Origin of the sequence: Minwuia sp., assembly GCF_048263705.1 — a bacterium.
Classification (GTDB): domain Bacteria; phylum Pseudomonadota; class Alphaproteobacteria; order Minwuiales; family Minwuiaceae; genus Minwuia.
Genome location: NZ_JBLXDV010000002.1, coordinates 301,073 through 317,165, shown reverse-complemented (window position 1 = coordinate 317,165; position 16,093 = coordinate 301,073). Strand labels below are relative to the sequence as shown.

Sequence of the window (16,093 nt, the reverse complement as noted above, 5' to 3'; positions counted from 1 at the left end):
GGGGTGCCGCCCGCTTCCGAAAGATCTGACCGCCCGCGAGGGTTTTGGGGGTTCAAGGGAGATGGGTGCAGTGCGTCATTTCAGAAATACCGTCGCAAGCGCGACAGCGGTTGCGACCGTCCTGGCCTTCTCGGCCGGCAGCGGCTGGTCGGCCGAGGATTACAATCCGAAGATGTCGGAAGGTGCCAAGCGCATCGAGTTCCAGGCGGACGCGTTCAAGCCGGACCCGACGTATGCGGATACGCCATACGATATTCAGGCACAGCTCGCGATCTACGGCGGCAAATCGGAAGTGGTTGCGCCGCGGCCGCTGTTCGAACTGGGACAGCCGCAGTATGTCTCCGGACAGCTCAGCGAGCCGCTGACGATTTTCGGTGAACTCAATCCGACGCAGTTCGCGGTTCAGGCCTTTGGTGACTGGCGCACGGCCGTGGCCTTCAACGACAACGGGAATGACGAGGTCGCCCAGATCGCGACGCGTTTGAACATCGACATCGACTTCAAGATCACGTCGACCGAACGTCTCCACGCCTTCATCCGGCCGATCGATACCGGCAATCAGTTCACCCGCTGCGAATTCGCCGGTGGCGACAGTGAAGACAAGTGCGATATCGAGTTCGACCTGAATCTGGAAACCCTGTTCTTCGAGGGCGACGCAGGTGCCATCGCGCAGGGCTTCACGGGCCGCTATTACAAGGGCGACTATCCGTTCTCCGTCGGTCTCGTACCGCTGTTCTTCCAGAACGGCCTCTGGATGAACGACGCGGTCGTCGGCGGCGCCTACGCCATTCCGGCGCTGAACTCGAAGGCGCTGGACATCTCGAACATGGAATTCTCCTTCTTCGCGGGCTTTGACGACGTCGAGAATGACGCCATCGTCGATGCCGGCGGCAAGGTCGCCGACAATAACGCCAACGTCTACGGCATGGCCGCGTTCATCGAGACGCTGGAAGGCTACATCGAAGGCGGCATCGGCTATATCGATGTCGACGACAACAAGCTGGGCGACCAGGATCTGTTGAGCGCCAGCTTGTCCTGGACATCGCGCTATCACGACATCCTGTCGTATTCCGTGCGCGGCTTTGCCAGCCGTCAGAAGCGCGACGACGGCGGGCAGGACCTGGGTAACGGCATGGCGCTGCTGGTCGAGACCAGCTGGATGACGCACAAGCCCTACACGCTGTTGCCCTATGCCAACTTCTTCTTCGGTACCGGACGCCCGCAGCCGCTTGCCAATGCAAACGGCCTGCTGATCAATACCGGTATCAACTTCGAGACCGACGGTCTGACCGGCTTCCCGTTCCTGGACGACACGGCCGCGGACGCCTTCGGTGGCGCGATCGGCCTGCAGTATCTGTTCAACCTGGATCAGCAGATCGTTGTGGAAGCGGCGACCGTGCAGGCCTATGGCAACGATGCGAACGCGCGGGGCGACCAGTATGCCCTGGGGGTGCGCTGGCAGCTGCCGATCAGCAAGGCCTGGTTGATTCGTGCTGACGCGATGTACGGTATCCGCAATAATGACGACGACATTGCGGGACTGCGGTTCGAGGTTCGCCGCAAATTCTGACGGATCGACGGATCGCCCCGGCATGAGGGATGCGCCTGAACAGGGCGCATCCCGTCGGCGGGTCTGGCGGACGCGTCCAACAAGGGGGGTAAGGACGGGATGGAACTCGGAGCGGTCAACTATGTAGCGATCGCGGTACTGGTCCTGATGGGACTGTATGTACTGTCACTGATCTACAACAACTTTCGCGCCGCCGGGGTGGTCGACAGGGGCGTACAGGAAGAGATCAGTCTGCTGAAGGAACGCGTCGAGCGCATCCGCGCGGTACGTGAGTTCGACAAGCAGAAGAATGAGCTCTCCTGGAACGGTGTCCGCAAGTTCCGCGTGGCCCGCAAGAACCCCGAAAACAAGGATATCTGCTCGTTCTATCTGCAACCGCATGACGAACGGCCCCTGCCGCCTTTCGAGCCCGGCCAGTATCTGACGTTCAAGCTCGACCTGCCGTCGGGCAAGAAGGTCACGACGCGCTGCTACTCGCTTTCGGACAGCCCGAAGAGCGAATACTACCGCGTCTCAATCAAGCGCAATCCGCCGCCGAAGGACCCGGCCAAGGCCGACGTCGGCAAGTCGTCGTCGAACTTCTTCCATGACAATGTGAACGAAGGCGACATCCTGAACGTGCAGGCGCCGGGCGGGGATTTCTACCTGGACATGCACCGCAGCACGCCGGTCGTTCTGATCGGCGGCGGCATCGGTATCACGCCGGTGCTGTCGATGCTGAATGCCATCGTCGAAAGCGGGTCGAAACGGGAGACATGGTTCTTCCTTGGCGTGCGCAACGGTCGCGAGCATGTCTTCCGCGAGCATCTGGAAGCCATCGATCAGGCGCATGAGAACATCCATGTCCGGATCGTCTACTCCGGTCCCGATGAGGATGATGTCGAGGGCAAGGACTATCATCACAAGGCACGGGTCGGCGCAGACCTGTTCCGCGAGGTCCTGCCGTCGAACAACTACGATTATTATTTCTGCGGTCCGCCGCCGATGATGGAAAGCCTGTTCCACGGGCTGCGGGACTGGGATGTTCCCGAATCCCGGATCCATTTCGAGGCCTTCGGTCCGGCCACGGTCAAGTCGAAGAAGAGCGCGGACAAGGAAGACGGCGTGGCGCCCGCAACGGGCGGCACCGGCTTCAAGCTGAAGTTCGTGAAATCCGAGAAGGAAATCGTCTGGGACGGATCGGCCGATTCGATCCTGGAATTTGCCGAGGCGAACGATATCGACATGGATTCCGGCTGCCGCGCCGGCGCATGCGGCACATGCGTCACGGCGGTGCTTTCCGGCGACGTGAATTACGCCACCGACCCGAGCGCCGAAGTGAACAAGGGGTCCTGCCTGACCTGTATCTCAGTGCCGAAGACCGATATGGAACTGGACGCCTGACAGCCGCGTTGACTCACCACTGAACCGGGAAAGCGCGTCGGCTGTCAGTCGGCGCGCTTTTTCATCGGGGCCGACGATTGGATGAACTGAACGAACTGTTGTCCGAGATCCGGGCGTGCACGCTGTGCGCGGATGCGCTGCCGCTGGGGCCGCGCCCGGTGCTGAACGTCGGGCGGGGTGCACGGATTGCCATCGCCGGACAGGCACCGGGGATACGCGTTCACCAGACCGGTATCCCATGGAACGACCCCTCCGGCGACCGCTTGCGCACCTGGCTGGGCGTGGATCGGGCCACCTTCTATGACCCCTCGTGCTTCGCCATCATTCCCATGGGTTTCTGCTATCCCGGAACGGTGAAGGGCAAGGGCGATCTGCCGCCCCGTCCGGAATGCCGGGCCACCTGGCACGACCGGCTTTTTCGCACGCTCGACGGCATCGAACTCACCGTCTGCATCGGACAGTACGCCCTGGACTATCATCTGCCCGGTCAGCGCCGGCCGACCCTGACCGAGACCGTCCGGGACTGGCGTGCCTTTCTGCCGTCGCACCTGCCGACGCCGCATCCATCGGGACGCAACAATCTCTGGTTGAACCGCAATCCGTGGTTTCAGGCCGAGGTCGTCCCCGCACTCCAGGAACGGGTGGCGCGACTGCTGGCGTCGTGAAGCGTTTCCCGGAACGCCGACTGTTCCGGGCGAACCCGTCAGTGCAGCGTCGTCGGCAGGGACTCTTGATCCTGATCGTCAGCGTCACCCAGCGATTCGAAAATCTGGCTGGCGTGGTGATGCACCATGGTCCAGTCTCCGTCCGTCCATGCGAACAGGTTGGTCGCGGTCAGATAGGCATCCTCGATGATTTCGACACAGGTCACAATGCCGATGTCGCCGCTGATGATCCCGTCGGCGTCCTGCATGGTCACAGGCGGCGGTGCCGACAGGATATCGAACCAGGACCCCAGGACCTGCTCACGGCCGCGCAACGATGCGTGGCCGGGATGAATGCATACGATATCTTCACGATCCGCCCATAGGCTGGTCATCGCGGCGATGTCGCCGGACCGGAAGGCGCGATAGAATTCCGCATTGGCATTCAGCAGCGCCATCATCTGTTCGTCGGAGTCTGACATTGACCTCTCACTCTCATCTGCCGGCCGCGACCCGTGTTCTCAGGGGTTTCCTGACGATCATCCTGCTCGTCGGTCTGGCCGCCTGCACGCAACGGTATCAGCCCGCAGGCCCGGCCATACAGGAAGCGGCGCTGGAAGGCGATCATTTCGTCATGTCCGACGGCTATCGCCTGCGGCTGCGTCAGGCCGATGCCGTCGGCGAGGTTCGGACCGTCGTCATCGCCCTGCACGGCATCAACGACTATGCCCACGCGTGGCGCGAACCGGCGGCGCGCTGGGCGAAAGAGGGGATTCGGACCTACGCGTACGATCAGCGCGGGTTCGGTGCCAATGCGGATCCGGGCATCTGGCCGACGGCTGAGACGCTGGTCGACGATCTCGCGGATGTCATATCGGTCGTGCAGGCCAGGCATCCGGGAAAGCCGGTCTTCCTGGTCGGCGAAAGCATGGGCGGCGCGGTCGTCATGGCGCTGCTGGGCCGTTCGGGGGCACCGCGGGTCGACGGTGCCGTCCTCAGCGCGCCCGCGGTCTGGAGCCGCGAGACCATGAATCCGACCTATCAGCGGGTGTTGAGCGCCTTCAACGCGGTCCTGCCGGGGCTCGTGCTGCGCGGCAACGGACTGCGCAGACAACCGACGGACAATATCGAGATGCTGAGGGCCATGGGCCGTGACCCGCTGGTGATCAAGGGCGCACGGGTCGATGTGATCGCGGGGCTGGTGAACCTGATGGATGCGGCCTATGCGGCGGTGCCCCGGATCGAGACGCCTGTGCTGGTCCTGTACGGCGAGCACGACGAGATCGTGCCACGCCATGCGGTGGTGAAGACGCTTGCCCGGTTCGAGATCGAACCGGATCTGGCCGTGTACCCCAAGGGCTGGCACATGCTGTTCCGCGATCTGAACGGGCCGATCGTGCAGAACGACGTGCGGCACTGGATCATGAAGGGCGGTCCGGACCTGCCGAGCGGTGCCCATGAGCGCGCGGACTTTCTGCGCGACGGGGCCGAAGGCGGCTGATCGCCACCGGTTTCATGACGGGCTTTCGCGAATGATCGAGGGTGTAGCACCGCCATCGCGATCCAGCAGATCCGGCAGGGGCACGCCGAACACCTTCCGTTCCGATGTGATCGCGTCGTCGATCACGTCCTCCAGTCCGGGCACCGGGCCGCCGCGCAGTTCCGGCTGCCGGATCTGGATCTTCAGGGCGAGCATCAGATCGTAGAGCGTCAGGTCGCGAATCTCGCGCGCCAGCACCCAGCGATGCCGTCGTGTCTCCTTCACGAACCCGGCCGTCTCCAGCCGGTCCATGATTTCCTCCAGCACCGATGGTGATGCCTTCAGCCGCTTGATCAGGGCGCGGGGACGCACGTCCTCTCCATTGGGATGGGCCTTGCGGAGAACCCGCAACACCTCGATTGCCAGCGCAAGGCGGCCCGCTCGCGGGGCTTCGGACAGGCTTGTGCCGGCATGGCCGCGCCATTCGGGCAGGGAGGCAACGATGCCTGCACCCGCCAGCGTGATGATCCAGGACAGATAGATCCACAGCAGCAGGATCGGCAGGACGGAAATCGCGCCGTAGATCGTCTGATAGGTGGGAAACATGACCACATACAGTCCGAACAGCGCCTTCAGCGATTCGAAAAGGAAGGCGGCGATGGCCGCGCCGACCAGCGCGTCGCGCCATTCGACCCGGCGGTTCGGCATCACCGTATACAGGACCACATAGCCCGCCAGTCCGAGGATGAACGGCACCACCCGGCCCACCAGCTTGAAGGCGGCGCTGAGATCCTCCCCGCCGGTCTGGTTCGCCAGAGTGAACACGGTGCTGGTCATCGATATGGACACCAGGAACAGCACGGGCCCCAGCGTCAGCAGCGCCCAGAAGGCCAGCAGGCGCATCGTGATCGACCGCTTGCGCTTGACCAGGAATATCCGGTTCAGCGCGCCTTCGATGGTGACCAGAAGCATGATCGACGTGACGCCCAGAAACACCGTGCCGATGGCCGAGAGCTTGCCCGCATTGCCCCGGAAGGTGCCCATGTATTCGCGTAGGGTCTCGCTGGCGTGAGGCACGAAATTGCCGAAGATGAAGTTCTCCAGTTCCTCCTGCATGTTGTCGAACTGGGGGAAGGCGGAGATGATGGCAAAGCTGATCGTCATCAGTGGCACCAGGGCCAGCAGGGACGTGAAGGTCAGGGAGGCCGCCACCTCGGTCAGTCGGTGTTCTGCAAAACTGCGTAACACAAAGTGTCCGAGCGACCCCAGATCACGCAGCTTCGCCCGTGCTAATCGCATGGCAATTTGACCGTCCAACGCTTATAACCTCCAGCGTACACAACATATCCGGCCCCATGGTTGCGCGGACGAGGTCCGAATGGCAAAGCGAAACTTGGGCGGCCGGTCACAACGGGTGTCTGTGTAGACATACGTTATCCGGGGGAAGAAGGCATGAGTGAACGCAGCGGTCTGATGGAAGGCAAGCGCGGCCTGATCATGGGTGTTGCGAACGAACGTTCGATCGCCTGGGGTATCGCTAGGGCCGTGTCCGATGAAGGTGCGGAACTGGCCTTCACCTATCAGGGGGACGCGCTGAAGAAGCGGGTCGTGCCGCTGGCCGATTCGATCGGCTGCGACTTCGTCATGCCGTGCGATGTGACCGATACCGCGTCGATGACCGATCTGTTCGCTGCTGTCGAGGAACGCTGGGGACAGCTGGATTTCCTGGTCCATGCCATCGCCTATGCCGACAAGGACCAGTTGAAGGGCCGCTACGTCGATACGACGTCCGACAATTTCCGCCGGTCGATGAACATCAGCTGCTATTCGTTCACGGCCCTGTCGAAGCTGGCCGAACCCCTGATGTCGGAAGGCGGCAGCCTGCTGACGCTGACCTATTACGGGGCGGAACGGGTGATGCCGCACTATAACGTCATGGGGGTTGCCAAGGCGGCGCTGGAAGCCAGCGTCCGCTATCTGGCGGTCGATCTGGGGCCGAAGGGCATCCGGGTGAACGCCTTGTCTGCCGGTCCGATCAAGACGCTGGCCGCATCGGGCATCGGCGACTTCCGCCATATCCTGAAATGGAACGAACTGAATTCGCCCCTGAAGCGGAACGTCACCATCCAGCAGGTCGGCAATTCCGCACTCTATCTGCTCAGCCATCTGGGCGAGGGCGTCACCGGCGAGGTTCTGCATGTCGATTCCGGCTATCACGTGGTGGGCATGAAGGCCGTGGATGCGCCCGATATCGGCAGCATGTAGGCCGGATACACGGCATGTCTCACAACAGTTTCGGTCATCTGTTCCGGGTCACGACCTGGGGTGAAAGCCATGGTCCGGCGATCGGCTGTGTGATCGACGGCTGTCCGTCGCTGATCCCGATCACCGAAGACGAGATCCAGCACTTCCTGGACCAGCGCAGGCCGGGTCAGAACCGGTTCACGACCCAGCGGCGCGAACCCGATCAGGTGCGCATCATGTCGGGCGTGTTCGAGGGGCGGACGACCGGCACACCGATCCAGCTGATGATCGAGAATGTGGATCAGCGCTCGAAGGACTATTCCGACATCAAGGACAAGTTCCGGCCCGGCCACGCCGACTATGTCTATGACGCCAAATACGGCATCCGGGACTATCGCGGCGGTGGGCGGTCGTCGGCACGGGAGACCGCGAGCCGTGTCGCCGCCGGCGCGCTGGCCCGCAAGGTGCTGGGCGAGAGGGTGAGCATCCGCGGTGCGCTGGTTCAGGTGGGCGAGATCGCTATCGATCGCGACGCCTGGGACTGGGAGACCATCGACCGCAATCCGTTCTGGTGCCCGGACCCGCAGACGGCGGGCCGCTGGGAAGACTATCTGGACGGTATCCGCAAGTCCGGCAGTTCGGTGGGGGCCGTGATCGAGGTGGTGGCAGAGGGCGTGCCCGTCGGACTGGGCGCGCCGGTCTACGGCAAGCTGGATTCCGACCTCGCGCAGGCCATGATGACGATCAACGCGGTCAAGGGCGTGGAGATCGGCGAAGGGTTTGCCGCCGCCGCCCTGACCGGTGAGCAGAACGCGGATGAGATGCGGATGGAAGGCGGCCAGCCCGCTTTCACATCGAATCATGCGGGCGGCATTCTTGGGGGCATCTCGACCGGCCAGCCGATTGTCTGCCGGTTTGCGGTGAAGCCGACGTCTTCCATCCTGCAGCCGCGCGCAACCGTGGATCGCCAGGGCAATGAGACCGAGATCGTCACGAAGGGACGCCACGACCCTTGTGTGGGCATACGCGCCGTCCCCGTGGGCGAGGCCATGATGGCCTGCGTGCTGGCGGATCATCTGCTGCGGGCCCGCGCGGTGAAGGACATCTGATGGGCGTGATTGGCCGCATCTTCAGGATATTCTGGTATGCGGTGCGCGCGCTGGCGCTGTTCATCGGTATCGGTGTGCTGGGCCTGCTCGTCTTTCTGCTGATTGCCGCGCCGTGGAGCGGTGGCGGCGATGACATTCCCGATGTCGCCGTCCTCGACCTCAGCTTCAACGACAGGCTGAGCGAAAAGGCAGGGGCGGGTCAGTTTCTCAAGCTGGTCCAGGGCAAGGGCCTGTCGGTTCATCGCATGGTGCGGGTGATCGAGCGGGCGGCGGACGACGAGCGCATTCAGGCCGTGATGATCGATCTGTCGGCGGCCGACGTGCCACTGACCCATGGGGCGCAGCTTGCGACGGCAATGGCGAAGTTCCGTGCGTCGGGCAAGACCTCCTATGCCTATGCCACGCAGTGGGATTTCGGCCGCTATCGGCTGGCGTCCGCCTTCGACGAGATCTGGATGCCGGCATCGGGCGAGTTCGCCGTGGGCGGTATCGCCCTGCAGACGCCATATGCGGGCGAGCTGATATCCGATCTTGGTATCGAACCGCAGCTGGAGAAGCGCAAGCGGTTCAAGTCCGCCGCCGACGTGATCACCGAGAGGCGGATGAGCGATGACCTGCGGGCGGCCCTGAAGGAACTGGTCGACGACGTACGGGCGTCGGCCATGACCGGGATCACCGGAAACCGGGCGGCGGTGAACAGCGTCGCCGACCTCCAGGCCGCGCTGGACGGCGCGTTCTGGTCGCCCGAGAAGGCCCTGGAACTGGGTCTGGTGGATCGGTTGGCGCACCGGGCCACGCTGACCGATCTGCTGGACGAACGGCATGTCAGCGCGTCGGAATATCTGTCCGTCGCGCTGAAGGCGCCGGAGGAACCGAAGGCGCGGATCGCCCTGATCGCGGCAACCGGCGAGATTCGCGATGGTTACGCGAACCCGCTGGAAACCGACACCATTGCCTCGGTCAGCCTTGTCGAGACATTGCGGTTCGCCGCAGATGATCCGGAGATCGATGGCATCGTGCTGCGCATCGACAGTCCGGGCGGTGGTTACGCGCCGTCGGATGCGATCGCCGAGACCATTGCCAACATCGAGAAGCCGGTGGTCGTGACCATGGGATCGGTGGCGGGCTCGGGCGGTTACATGATCGCGATGACGGCCGACCGGATCGTCGCTCACCCATCCACCATCACCGGGTCCATCGGGGTGATCGGGGGCAAGATCGTGATCGAGGATCTGTTGTCGGATTACGGCGTCCGGTTCGAGACGGTGGGCAGCGGCCCGCATGCCGCCATCAACTCGCCGTTTACCCGATACACGTCGGAAGAACGCGCGATGCTCTCGCGCCGCATCGATGCGATCTACGCCGCGTTCACGTCAGCGGTCGCAGAGAACCGCGGGCTCACGGCGGATGAAGTGGAACGCGCCGCGCAGGGGCGCGTCTGGACCGGCAATCAGGCGCTGGAGCTGGGCCTGGTGGACCGTCTGGGCGGCCTGGAAGTGGCGTTCGAGGAGGCGGCACAGGCGCTGTCGCTGCAACCGTCGGATCCGGTGGAGATCGTCGAGTTTCCGCGGCTGTCGGCAACCCAGCGCCTGTTCCATGCGGCCGATCTGGGTTTCGTCTCCGTCCGCTCCCGCATCAACTGGCTTCGGGGATGGGATCACGCCGTCGAGCGACTGGAAGCCGAAGGCGGGATCAGGGTGCGGATGCCCGACCTGATTTTGGACTGACATCTTAACCCGATCTTCAGCCTGACCTGTCAGGCTGCTGAGATGACCGAGCCCCGAAATCTGGAAGTCCTGATCGCGAACAGCCGGGAGGAAAGCGAAGAGATCTTCCGCTTCCGCTATCGCCTGCTGGCTGAGAGATCGGAACGTACCTATCCCAACGCGGATCACGATCTGAAGACGCTGTCGGATGTGGCCGACCGGGCCGCGATGCATGTCTATGTCAAGGTCAGCGGGAAGATCGCGGCGTGTCTGCGCATCATCATTGCACCGCTGGCGAAACTGCCGGTCTACATGAGCGAACGCTATGCGCTTGGGCCGTTTCAGAGCCTGCCCGAACTGGTCGTCTCGTTCACCGACTATCTGGTGGTGGACACGTCCGTGCTGGATGCGCGCGGCGCCAATCTGCTGATGACAGCGGCCTACAAGATCGCCTGTGCGCGGCACTCCAGCTTCGACTTCACCAATGCGAGCCCCGGCGAGGTTGCGGTTTTCGAGCGTCTGGGCTACCGGCGCTATGCCGAGAACTATCAGGACCCGGATTTCGGCTTCCGTGTGCCGATGGTGTTGCCGACCGGCGATACGGATCACCTCGCCCGGGTCGGCTCGCCCTTCGGCAGGATCAGCCGTCGCGTGGATCACGATATCGAGCTTGTGAGCTGGTTCCGCCGGACCTACGCCGAAGTGTGTGATGCGGTCCAGCCGGCGGCGATGGACGATGATGAGCTCTGGGCCTTCCTGACCCGGCGGCTGGAGCAGACGCCACACCACGGCATTCCCCTGCTGATGGCCCTGGACCACAAGGACGCCATGCGGTTTCTGCGGCTGGCGACGATCATCAAGTGCGGCAAGGGCGAAAACATCGTCGCATCGGGAGAAGTCGGCAACGAGATGTTCGTGGTGCTGCAGGGTTCGGTCGATGTCCGGGGCAACGGGCATCGTCTTTCGACGTTCGGCAGGGGCGGCATCTTCGGTGAGATGGCCTATCTGAACGCCCAGCCCCGCAGCGCCGATGTCGTTGCGCGGGAGCCGTCGGAAATTCTGGTGATCACGCAGGACACGATGAAGGCGTCGATGGAAAAGATGCCGGACGTTGCCGCGCGTATCCTGTTCAATCTCTCGCTGATCCTGATCGAGCGTTTGAAGGACACGACCACCAAGTTCGTCGAGGCGAAATCGACCGCAGCCTAGCGCGGTCCGGTCTCCGGTTGACGCCGCTGCGGTCACAGAACCCGGGTTCCGGGTTCAGCCGTCCGAGGCCTGATAGAGGGGCCAGAGATCGTCGACGATCGCGGGAACCAGCGCCTGCACCTGGGCGCGCGGCATATCGGGCCTGATCGCATCCGAATAAAGGATGGAGACCAGCAGATTGTCGAAGGCACCGGGGATGTGCACGTCATTGCTGTCGTTGAACAGCGACCAGATCAGCCCGTCGTCGTCGTCGGGCAGGCCGAGTCCCTGCAGGATTTCCTCGAAGAAGCATTCCTGCATGTCGTGCAGCGGGTTATCGACATCCACGATGATGAAGGTTCTCAGATCGTGGCTGCCGTCACCGCCGAAGAAGCCGCTGCAGCGCGACAGCTCGTACTGGTTCCACAGTTTCGGATTGCCGGCGAGCCGGCTTTCAAGCCGGTTCAGCAATATCTCGTAGCTGTCGCGGCCAAGGGCGTAGATGACGAAGTTGAACGGATCGAGCTGGCCTTCCCGGATCGAGCGTATCTCCACGGTTTCCAGCCGTTCGATGACCGGGGCCCGATAGAAGCCTTCGATGGTCTGGAACACGAACCGCACACGACGGATGGACTGAAGGTCGTTCGGTTCATGCACGATCACCGGCCTGATGGGTTCGGCATATTTCAGCACCCTGTCGGAATCGGCATCGGCGAACTCGCGCCCGAATGCGACCCGATCGAAGCCCCTGATGACATCCGCGCGGGTGAACGCCGGCTTTGATGCCGGTCCGGTGGGTGCCGTTTCGCATGCGGCGAGGCCAACGGCGATGATCAGCGCCAGCAGGTACCGCATCAGCTGGCCTCCTTCCGTGCGCCGATCTTCGGCTCCTCGCCGGTGACCAGCCGCCGGATGTTGGCGCGGTGCTTGAGGTAGACGAGCGCTGCCAGAAGTATCGCCAGTTCCATGTAAAGGTGACTGTAGAAGTACCACGCGAAGACCGGTGTTGCCGCGGTGGCGACCAGCGCCGCCAGCGATGAGTAGCGGGTCACGACCGCGACCAGCAGCCAGATCGCGCAGGCCAGCAGACCGGCAATCCAGTTCACCGCCAGCGCGATGCCCAGGAACGTGGCCACACCCTTGCCGCCCCGGAAACCGAGATAGATCGGAAAGAGATGTCCCAGAAATGCGCCGATGGCCGCCAGGATCTCGGCGCTGGGTCCGAACATGTACCAGCCTGCCAGCGCAGCGGCCGCACCCTTGCCCGCATCCAGCACCAGGGTCAGCGCGGCAATGTCCTTGCGGCCGGTGCGCAGCACGTTGGTTGCGCCGATATTCCCGGAACCGATGGACCGGACATCGCCCATTCCAGCCAGCCGGGTCAGCAGCAGGCCGAAGGGCACCGACCCCAGCAGGTAGGCCAGCACGAAGGTTCCGCCGAGCTGAAGCGGGGCCGAAAAGGCCTGCATGATGTTCAGCATGAGGTCTGAATACATGCCGGATACCGCCTATCTCTCGACGCGACGGACGAAGACGGTGTGCCCGTCCACGACGGTGCGGACCGCGTGGCCCTGCAGCGGGCGCTCGTCAAAGGGGGAGTTCTTCGATTTCGACCGGAACTTCTTCGAATCGACGATCCACGGCGCGTCCGGATCGAAGATGACCAGATCGGCGGGACGGCCGGGTTCCAGCGCGCCGCTTTCCAGCCCCAGCAGCCGAGCCGGGTTGCATGTCATGCACGCCAGCACGGTCAGCAGCGGCACGTCCTCGCTCATGTGCAGTTGCAGCCCCAGCGCCAGCATGGTTTCCAGCCCGACGACACCGAAGGCCGCCTGCTCGAACGTCTGACGCTTGGCTTCCGGGTCTTCCGGCGTGTGGGCGGATGAAATCACGTCGATCGTGCCGTCGCGGATCGCATCGACGACGGCCTTGCGATCATCTTCGGAACGCAGGGGCGGGGACACCTTCGCGAAGGTGCGATAGCCGTTCACCTCGTTCTCGTTCAGCGTGAAGTAGTGCGGGGCGGTCCCGCAGGAGACGTGCAATCCCCGGCCCTTGGCCCGGCGGACGGCGTCAAGGGACTCTGCGGTTGTCAGATGCGCAGCGTGATAGCGGCCGTCGGTCATCTCCACCAGGCGGATATCGCGCTCCACCATGATGGTCTCGGCGGCGGTGGGAATGCCCGACAGGCCCAGCCGGGTGGCCAGCGCACCGGCGTTCATCACGCCGCCTGACGCCAGCGACGGCTCTTCCGCGTGCTGCACGATCAGGGCATCGAACGCGGTGGCATAGCTGAGCGCCCGGCGCAGGACGTTGGCGTTGGCAATGGCCCTGTCACCGTCGGTGAAGGCCACCGCGCCCGCGGCTTTCAGCAGGCCGAACTCGGTCAACTGGTTGCCTTCCAGGCCCTGGGTCGCCGCAGCCAGCGGGCGGATATGGACGTCCGAACCCTCGTTCGCCCGGCGCAGCACATATTCCACCAGCGCCACATTGTCGATCACCGGATCGGTGTTCGGCATGGTGCACAGCGTCGTCACTCCGCCCGCACGTGCGGCGGCAGCGGCGCTCTCGAAGCTTTCCTTGTGCTCGGACCCCGGCTCGCCGATGACGGCATGCATGTCGATCAGCCCCGGCGCGATGCACAGTCCGTCGACATCGACCACTTCGGTCCGGTCCGGCGCGCCCTTCGGGAAGATGTCCGGGCCCACGGCGGCGATGCGGTCGTCCTCGATCAGGACATGACCCTTCTCGTCGCGCCCGGTCAGCGGATCCAGCACGCGACCGTTCATGTAGGCGATGCGATGCCGGGCCATCAGACGGGGGCTCCGTTGCCGTATTTCGGGGTCAGCAGTTCCAGCACCGCCATGCGGACGGCAACACCCATCTCGACCTGCTCGCGGATGACGCTGCGGTGGATATCGTCGGCGACATCCGTGTCGATCTCGACGCCGCGGTTCATCGGGCCGGGATGCATGATCAGCGCGTCGTCCTTGGCAAAGGCCAGTTTCTCATGGTCCAGCCCGTAGAAGTGATAATATTCGCGTACCGACGGCAGGAACGATCCCGTCATGCGTTCACGCTGCAGCCGCAGCATCATCACCACATCCACGTCCTCAAGCCCCGCGCGCATGTCCGTGTAGGTCTCGACCCCCAGCTGGGCAATGCCGGTGGGCAGCAGGGTCGGCGGGGCGATGACCCGGACGCGCGCGCCCATCGTGTTCAGCAGATGGATGTTCGACCGGGCGACGCGGCTGTGTGCGACGTCGCCGCAGATGGCGATCTTCAGCCCTTCCAGGCGATGCAGTCGCCGCCGGATCGTCAGCGCATCCAGCAGCGCCTGCGTCGGATGTTCGTGCTTGCCGTCGCCGGCATTGACCACGGCGCAGTCCACCTTCTGCGATAGCAGCGCGACCGCGCCGGAGGCCGGATGGCGGACGACCAGAATGTCGGGATGCATGGCGTTCAGCGTCATCGCCGTGTCGATCAGGGTCTCGCCCTTCTTCGTCGATGAAACCTCGGTGTTCATGTTGATGACGTCGGCCCCCAGCCGTTTGCCGGCCAGCTCGAAGGACGTCAGCGTACGTGTCGAATTCTCGAAGAACAGGTTGATCTGGGTGCGCCCCGCCAGATCCAGGCGGCGGTTGCCCCGCTGGCGGTTGTGATCGACATAGCCCTCGGACAGGTCGAGGATGCGCTGGATGTCGTCACGGGAAAGGTTCTGGGTGCCCAGCAGATGCCGGTGCGGGAAAGGCAGATCGTCGGTCGGAATTTGATCGGTCATTAAAACCGGCACAATATTCAGCGGGCGCGCAAGTGCAAGCTCCGTTTGCGTGAAACGGTCATTCCTCACAAGCCCCCATCGGACGACGGGCGCGGATCAGTTCGTCTGGGAGCGCGGGAAGGTGACCTGAATGTCCTTTTCCAGCTCCAGATCGCGGTACAGATCTTCCAGCGGCGGCGGAGCACCGTTGCGAATCTCGTGCTCGCGGTTCTGGGTGTAGAGGGTGCGCACCGACGCGTAGAGATCGATGGCCGTGTCCTCCAGGACCTCGGTTTCCTCGATCAGTTCGGAGCGGTTGTCGACCATGGCGGTGCCCGTGCGCGCAGCGGCGGGAACGAAACCGAATACGAAACCGAACGGATCGGTCACGGTGTCGACGACGAATCCGGCGGCGTCGCGCCCGTTCGACGGACCGAACACCGGCAGCATCAGATAGGGTCCGCTGCCCGCACCCCAGACCGCCAGCGTCTGGCCGAAATCTTCCTTGCGACGTTCGTGGTTGCCGGCGGTCGTGATGTCGAACAGGCCGCCCAGACCCACGGTCGAATTGATCATGAAGCGCATGAAGGTGTTCCACGCGGCTTCACCCTCGCCCTGAAGGATGTTGTTCAGCAGGGTCCGCGGTTCGGTCAGATTGTCCAGCACGCTGGAAATGCCCTGGCGATAGGGATCGGGCACCACGGTGCGGTACCCGCGCGCCACCGGCCGCATCAGCGAGCGGTCCAGGCTCATGTTGAATTCGAAGATGTCGCGATTCGTCGATTCGTACGGATCCTCGACGGCCTCAGCCACTGCAACGCCGGTCCAGGCAAAGCTGGCGATGGCAATCACTGCGCAGGTTCTGACGATTTTCATGTGCGATCCCTCCGAGGCCCACTTCGTTCTATCATCTGGCGCGAGAATGTCATCCTTGCAAGAAAGGTGTTTCCAAAGTGTGATGAAGGCGTCGCAATCGCGCCACAGTCGGAACTGTGAGATGGTTGCAGTG

At 63.5% G+C, this 16,093-nt stretch carries 15 protein-coding genes; 8 read left to right on the top strand and 7 right to left on the bottom strand.

Annotation, left to right across the window (positions count from 1 at the left end; all coding sequences use genetic code 11):
* Nucleotides 1–70 precede the first annotated feature (70 nt).
* The 3 genes from ACN0X7_RS03930 (at nucleotide 71) to ACN0X7_RS03920 (ending at nucleotide 3,618) form a co-directional block, all read left to right on the top strand.
* On the top strand, nucleotides 71–1,570 hold the full coding sequence (locus ACN0X7_RS03930; protein ID WP_417514324.1) for a hypothetical protein: 1,500 nt from the start codon (nucleotides 71–73) through the stop codon (nucleotides 1,568–1,570).
* A gap of 99 nt (nucleotides 1,571–1,669) precedes the next feature.
* Nucleotides 1,670–2,953 (top strand): 2Fe-2S iron-sulfur cluster-binding protein, encoded by a 1,284-nt coding sequence (locus ACN0X7_RS03925; protein WP_417514322.1) that lies wholly within the window; start codon nucleotides 1,670–1,672, stop codon nucleotides 2,951–2,953.
* A 77-nt stretch (nucleotides 2,954–3,030) separates the two neighbouring features.
* Nucleotides 3,031–3,618 (top strand): uracil-DNA glycosylase family protein, encoded by a 588-nt coding sequence (locus tag ACN0X7_RS03920; protein WP_417514320.1) that lies wholly within the window; start codon nucleotides 3,031–3,033, stop codon nucleotides 3,616–3,618.
* A 38-nt stretch (nucleotides 3,619–3,656) separates the two neighbouring features.
* Here ACN0X7_RS03920 and ACN0X7_RS03915 read toward each other — a convergent pair whose 3' ends face one another.
* The gene (locus tag ACN0X7_RS03915) at nucleotides 3,657–4,079 is read right to left on the bottom strand and encodes a nuclear transport factor 2 family protein (protein WP_417514318.1); all 423 of its coding nucleotides are present in this window, start codon (nucleotides 4,077–4,079) and stop codon (nucleotides 3,657–3,659) included.
* Between ACN0X7_RS03915 and ACN0X7_RS03910 the strand changes: the two genes are divergently transcribed.
* Entirely contained in the window at nucleotides 4,079–5,098 is a 1,020-nt protein-coding gene (locus ACN0X7_RS03910) for a lysophospholipase (RefSeq protein WP_417514316.1), read from the top strand. The two genes, ACN0X7_RS03915 and ACN0X7_RS03910, sit on opposite strands and share 1 nt — an antisense overlap.
* 12 nt (nucleotides 5,099–5,110) lie before the next feature.
* On the opposite strand, the gene ACN0X7_RS03905 is transcribed toward ACN0X7_RS03910, so the two are convergent.
* Nucleotides 5,111–6,376 carry a YihY family inner membrane protein gene (locus tag ACN0X7_RS03905; protein ID WP_417514314.1) on the bottom strand — a complete coding sequence of 422 codons (1,266 nt, stop codon included), beginning with the start codon at nucleotides 6,374–6,376 and terminating at the stop codon, nucleotides 5,111–5,113.
* 153 nt (nucleotides 6,377–6,529) lie between these two features.
* Here ACN0X7_RS03905 and fabI point away from each other — a divergent pair, with 153 nt between their 5' ends.
* Genes fabI through ACN0X7_RS03885 form a run of 4 tightly spaced genes read left to right on the top strand, consistent with a single transcriptional unit; the run spans nucleotide 6,530 to nucleotide 11,345 of the window.
* A complete protein-coding gene (fabI, locus tag ACN0X7_RS03900) occupies nucleotides 6,530–7,342 on the top strand; it encodes an enoyl-ACP reductase FabI (RefSeq protein WP_417514312.1) in 813 nt (270 codons plus the stop codon).
* A gap of 14 nt (nucleotides 7,343–7,356) precedes the next feature.
* Nucleotides 7,357–8,430 (top strand): chorismate synthase, encoded by a 1,074-nt coding sequence (aroC, locus tag ACN0X7_RS03895; protein ID WP_417514310.1) that lies wholly within the window; start codon nucleotides 7,357–7,359, stop codon nucleotides 8,428–8,430.
* Nucleotides 8,430–10,157, top strand: coding sequence for a signal peptide peptidase SppA (gene sppA, locus ACN0X7_RS03890; RefSeq protein WP_417514308.1), 1,728 nt, complete (start codon nucleotides 8,430–8,432; stop codon nucleotides 10,155–10,157). Before aroC ends, sppA begins: the two co-directional genes overlap by 1 nt.
* Before the next feature lie 42 nt (nucleotides 10,158–10,199).
* The gene (locus ACN0X7_RS03885; protein ID WP_417514306.1) at nucleotides 10,200–11,345 is read left to right on the top strand and encodes a Crp/Fnr family transcriptional regulator; all 1,146 of its coding nucleotides are present in this window, start codon (nucleotides 10,200–10,202) and stop codon (nucleotides 11,343–11,345) included.
* Nucleotides 11,346–11,399: 54 nt separating this feature from the next.
* Here the strand turns inward: ACN0X7_RS03885 and ACN0X7_RS03880 are convergent, their stop codons facing one another.
* From ACN0X7_RS03880 to ACN0X7_RS03860, 5 genes are all read right to left on the bottom strand, one after another.
* Complete coding sequence (locus ACN0X7_RS03880) at nucleotides 11,400–12,179, bottom strand: DUF2927 domain-containing protein (RefSeq protein WP_417514304.1); 780 nt, start codon at nucleotides 12,177–12,179, stop codon at nucleotides 11,400–11,402.
* On the bottom strand, nucleotides 12,179–12,793 hold the full coding sequence (gene plsY, locus ACN0X7_RS03875) for a glycerol-3-phosphate 1-O-acyltransferase PlsY (protein WP_417514668.1): 615 nt from the start codon (nucleotides 12,791–12,793) through the stop codon (nucleotides 12,179–12,181). Before plsY ends, ACN0X7_RS03880 begins: the two co-directional genes overlap by 1 nt.
* 39 nt (nucleotides 12,794–12,832) lie before the next feature.
* Nucleotides 12,833–14,137 carry a dihydroorotase gene (gene pyrC, locus ACN0X7_RS03870; protein ID WP_417514302.1) on the bottom strand — a complete coding sequence of 435 codons (1,305 nt, stop codon included), beginning with the start codon at nucleotides 14,135–14,137 and terminating at the stop codon, nucleotides 12,833–12,835.
* Nucleotides 14,137–15,105 carry an aspartate carbamoyltransferase catalytic subunit gene (locus ACN0X7_RS03865; protein WP_417514300.1) on the bottom strand — a complete coding sequence of 323 codons (969 nt, stop codon included), beginning with the start codon at nucleotides 15,103–15,105 and terminating at the stop codon, nucleotides 14,137–14,139. The genes pyrC and ACN0X7_RS03865 overlap by 1 nt, the downstream gene beginning before the upstream one ends.
* Nucleotides 15,106–15,201: 96 nt before the next feature.
* Nucleotides 15,202–15,960, bottom strand: a complete 759-nt coding sequence (locus ACN0X7_RS03860; protein ID WP_417514298.1) for a VacJ family lipoprotein — start codon at nucleotides 15,958–15,960, stop codon at nucleotides 15,202–15,204.
* Nucleotides 15,961–16,093 lie beyond the last annotated feature (133 nt).

What these genes read in the sequence shown, in the direction of transcription:
- ACN0X7_RS03925 (WP_417514322.1), top strand. Translation starts at nt 1,670, where the DNA reads ATGGAACTCGGAGCGGTCAACTATGTAGCGATCGCGGTACTGGTCCTG.
- ACN0X7_RS03915 (WP_417514318.1), bottom strand. Translation starts at nt 4,079, where the DNA reads ATGTCAGACTCCGACGAACAGATGATGGCGCTGCTGAATGCCAATGCG.
- ACN0X7_RS03905 (WP_417514314.1), bottom strand. Translation starts at nt 6,376, where the DNA reads ATGCGATTAGCACGGGCGAAGCTGCGTGATCTGGGGTCGCTCGGACAC.
- fabI (WP_417514312.1), top strand. Translation starts at nt 6,530, where the DNA reads ATGAGTGAACGCAGCGGTCTGATGGAAGGCAAGCGCGGCCTGATCATG.
- aroC (WP_417514310.1), top strand. Translation starts at nt 7,357, where the DNA reads ATGTCTCACAACAGTTTCGGTCATCTGTTCCGGGTCACGACCTGGGGT.
- sppA (WP_417514308.1), top strand. Translation starts at nt 8,430, where the DNA reads ATGGGCGTGATTGGCCGCATCTTCAGGATATTCTGGTATGCGGTGCGC.
- ACN0X7_RS03885 (WP_417514306.1), top strand. Translation starts at nt 10,200, where the DNA reads ATGACCGAGCCCCGAAATCTGGAAGTCCTGATCGCGAACAGCCGGGAG.
- ACN0X7_RS03880 (WP_417514304.1), bottom strand. Translation starts at nt 12,179, where the DNA reads ATGCGGTACCTGCTGGCGCTGATCATCGCCGTTGGCCTCGCCGCATGC.
- plsY (WP_417514668.1), bottom strand. Translation starts at nt 12,793, where the DNA reads ATGCAGGCCTTTTCGGCCCCGCTTCAGCTCGGCGGAACCTTCGTGCTG.
- pyrC (WP_417514302.1), bottom strand. Translation starts at nt 14,137, where the DNA reads ATGGCCCGGCATCGCATCGCCTACATGAACGGTCGCGTGCTGGATCCG.
- ACN0X7_RS03865 (WP_417514300.1), bottom strand. Translation starts at nt 15,105, where the DNA reads ATGACCGATCAAATTCCGACCGACGATCTGCCTTTCCCGCACCGGCAT.
- ACN0X7_RS03860 (WP_417514298.1), bottom strand. Translation starts at nt 15,960, where the DNA reads ATGAAAATCGTCAGAACCTGCGCAGTGATTGCCATCGCCAGCTTTGCC.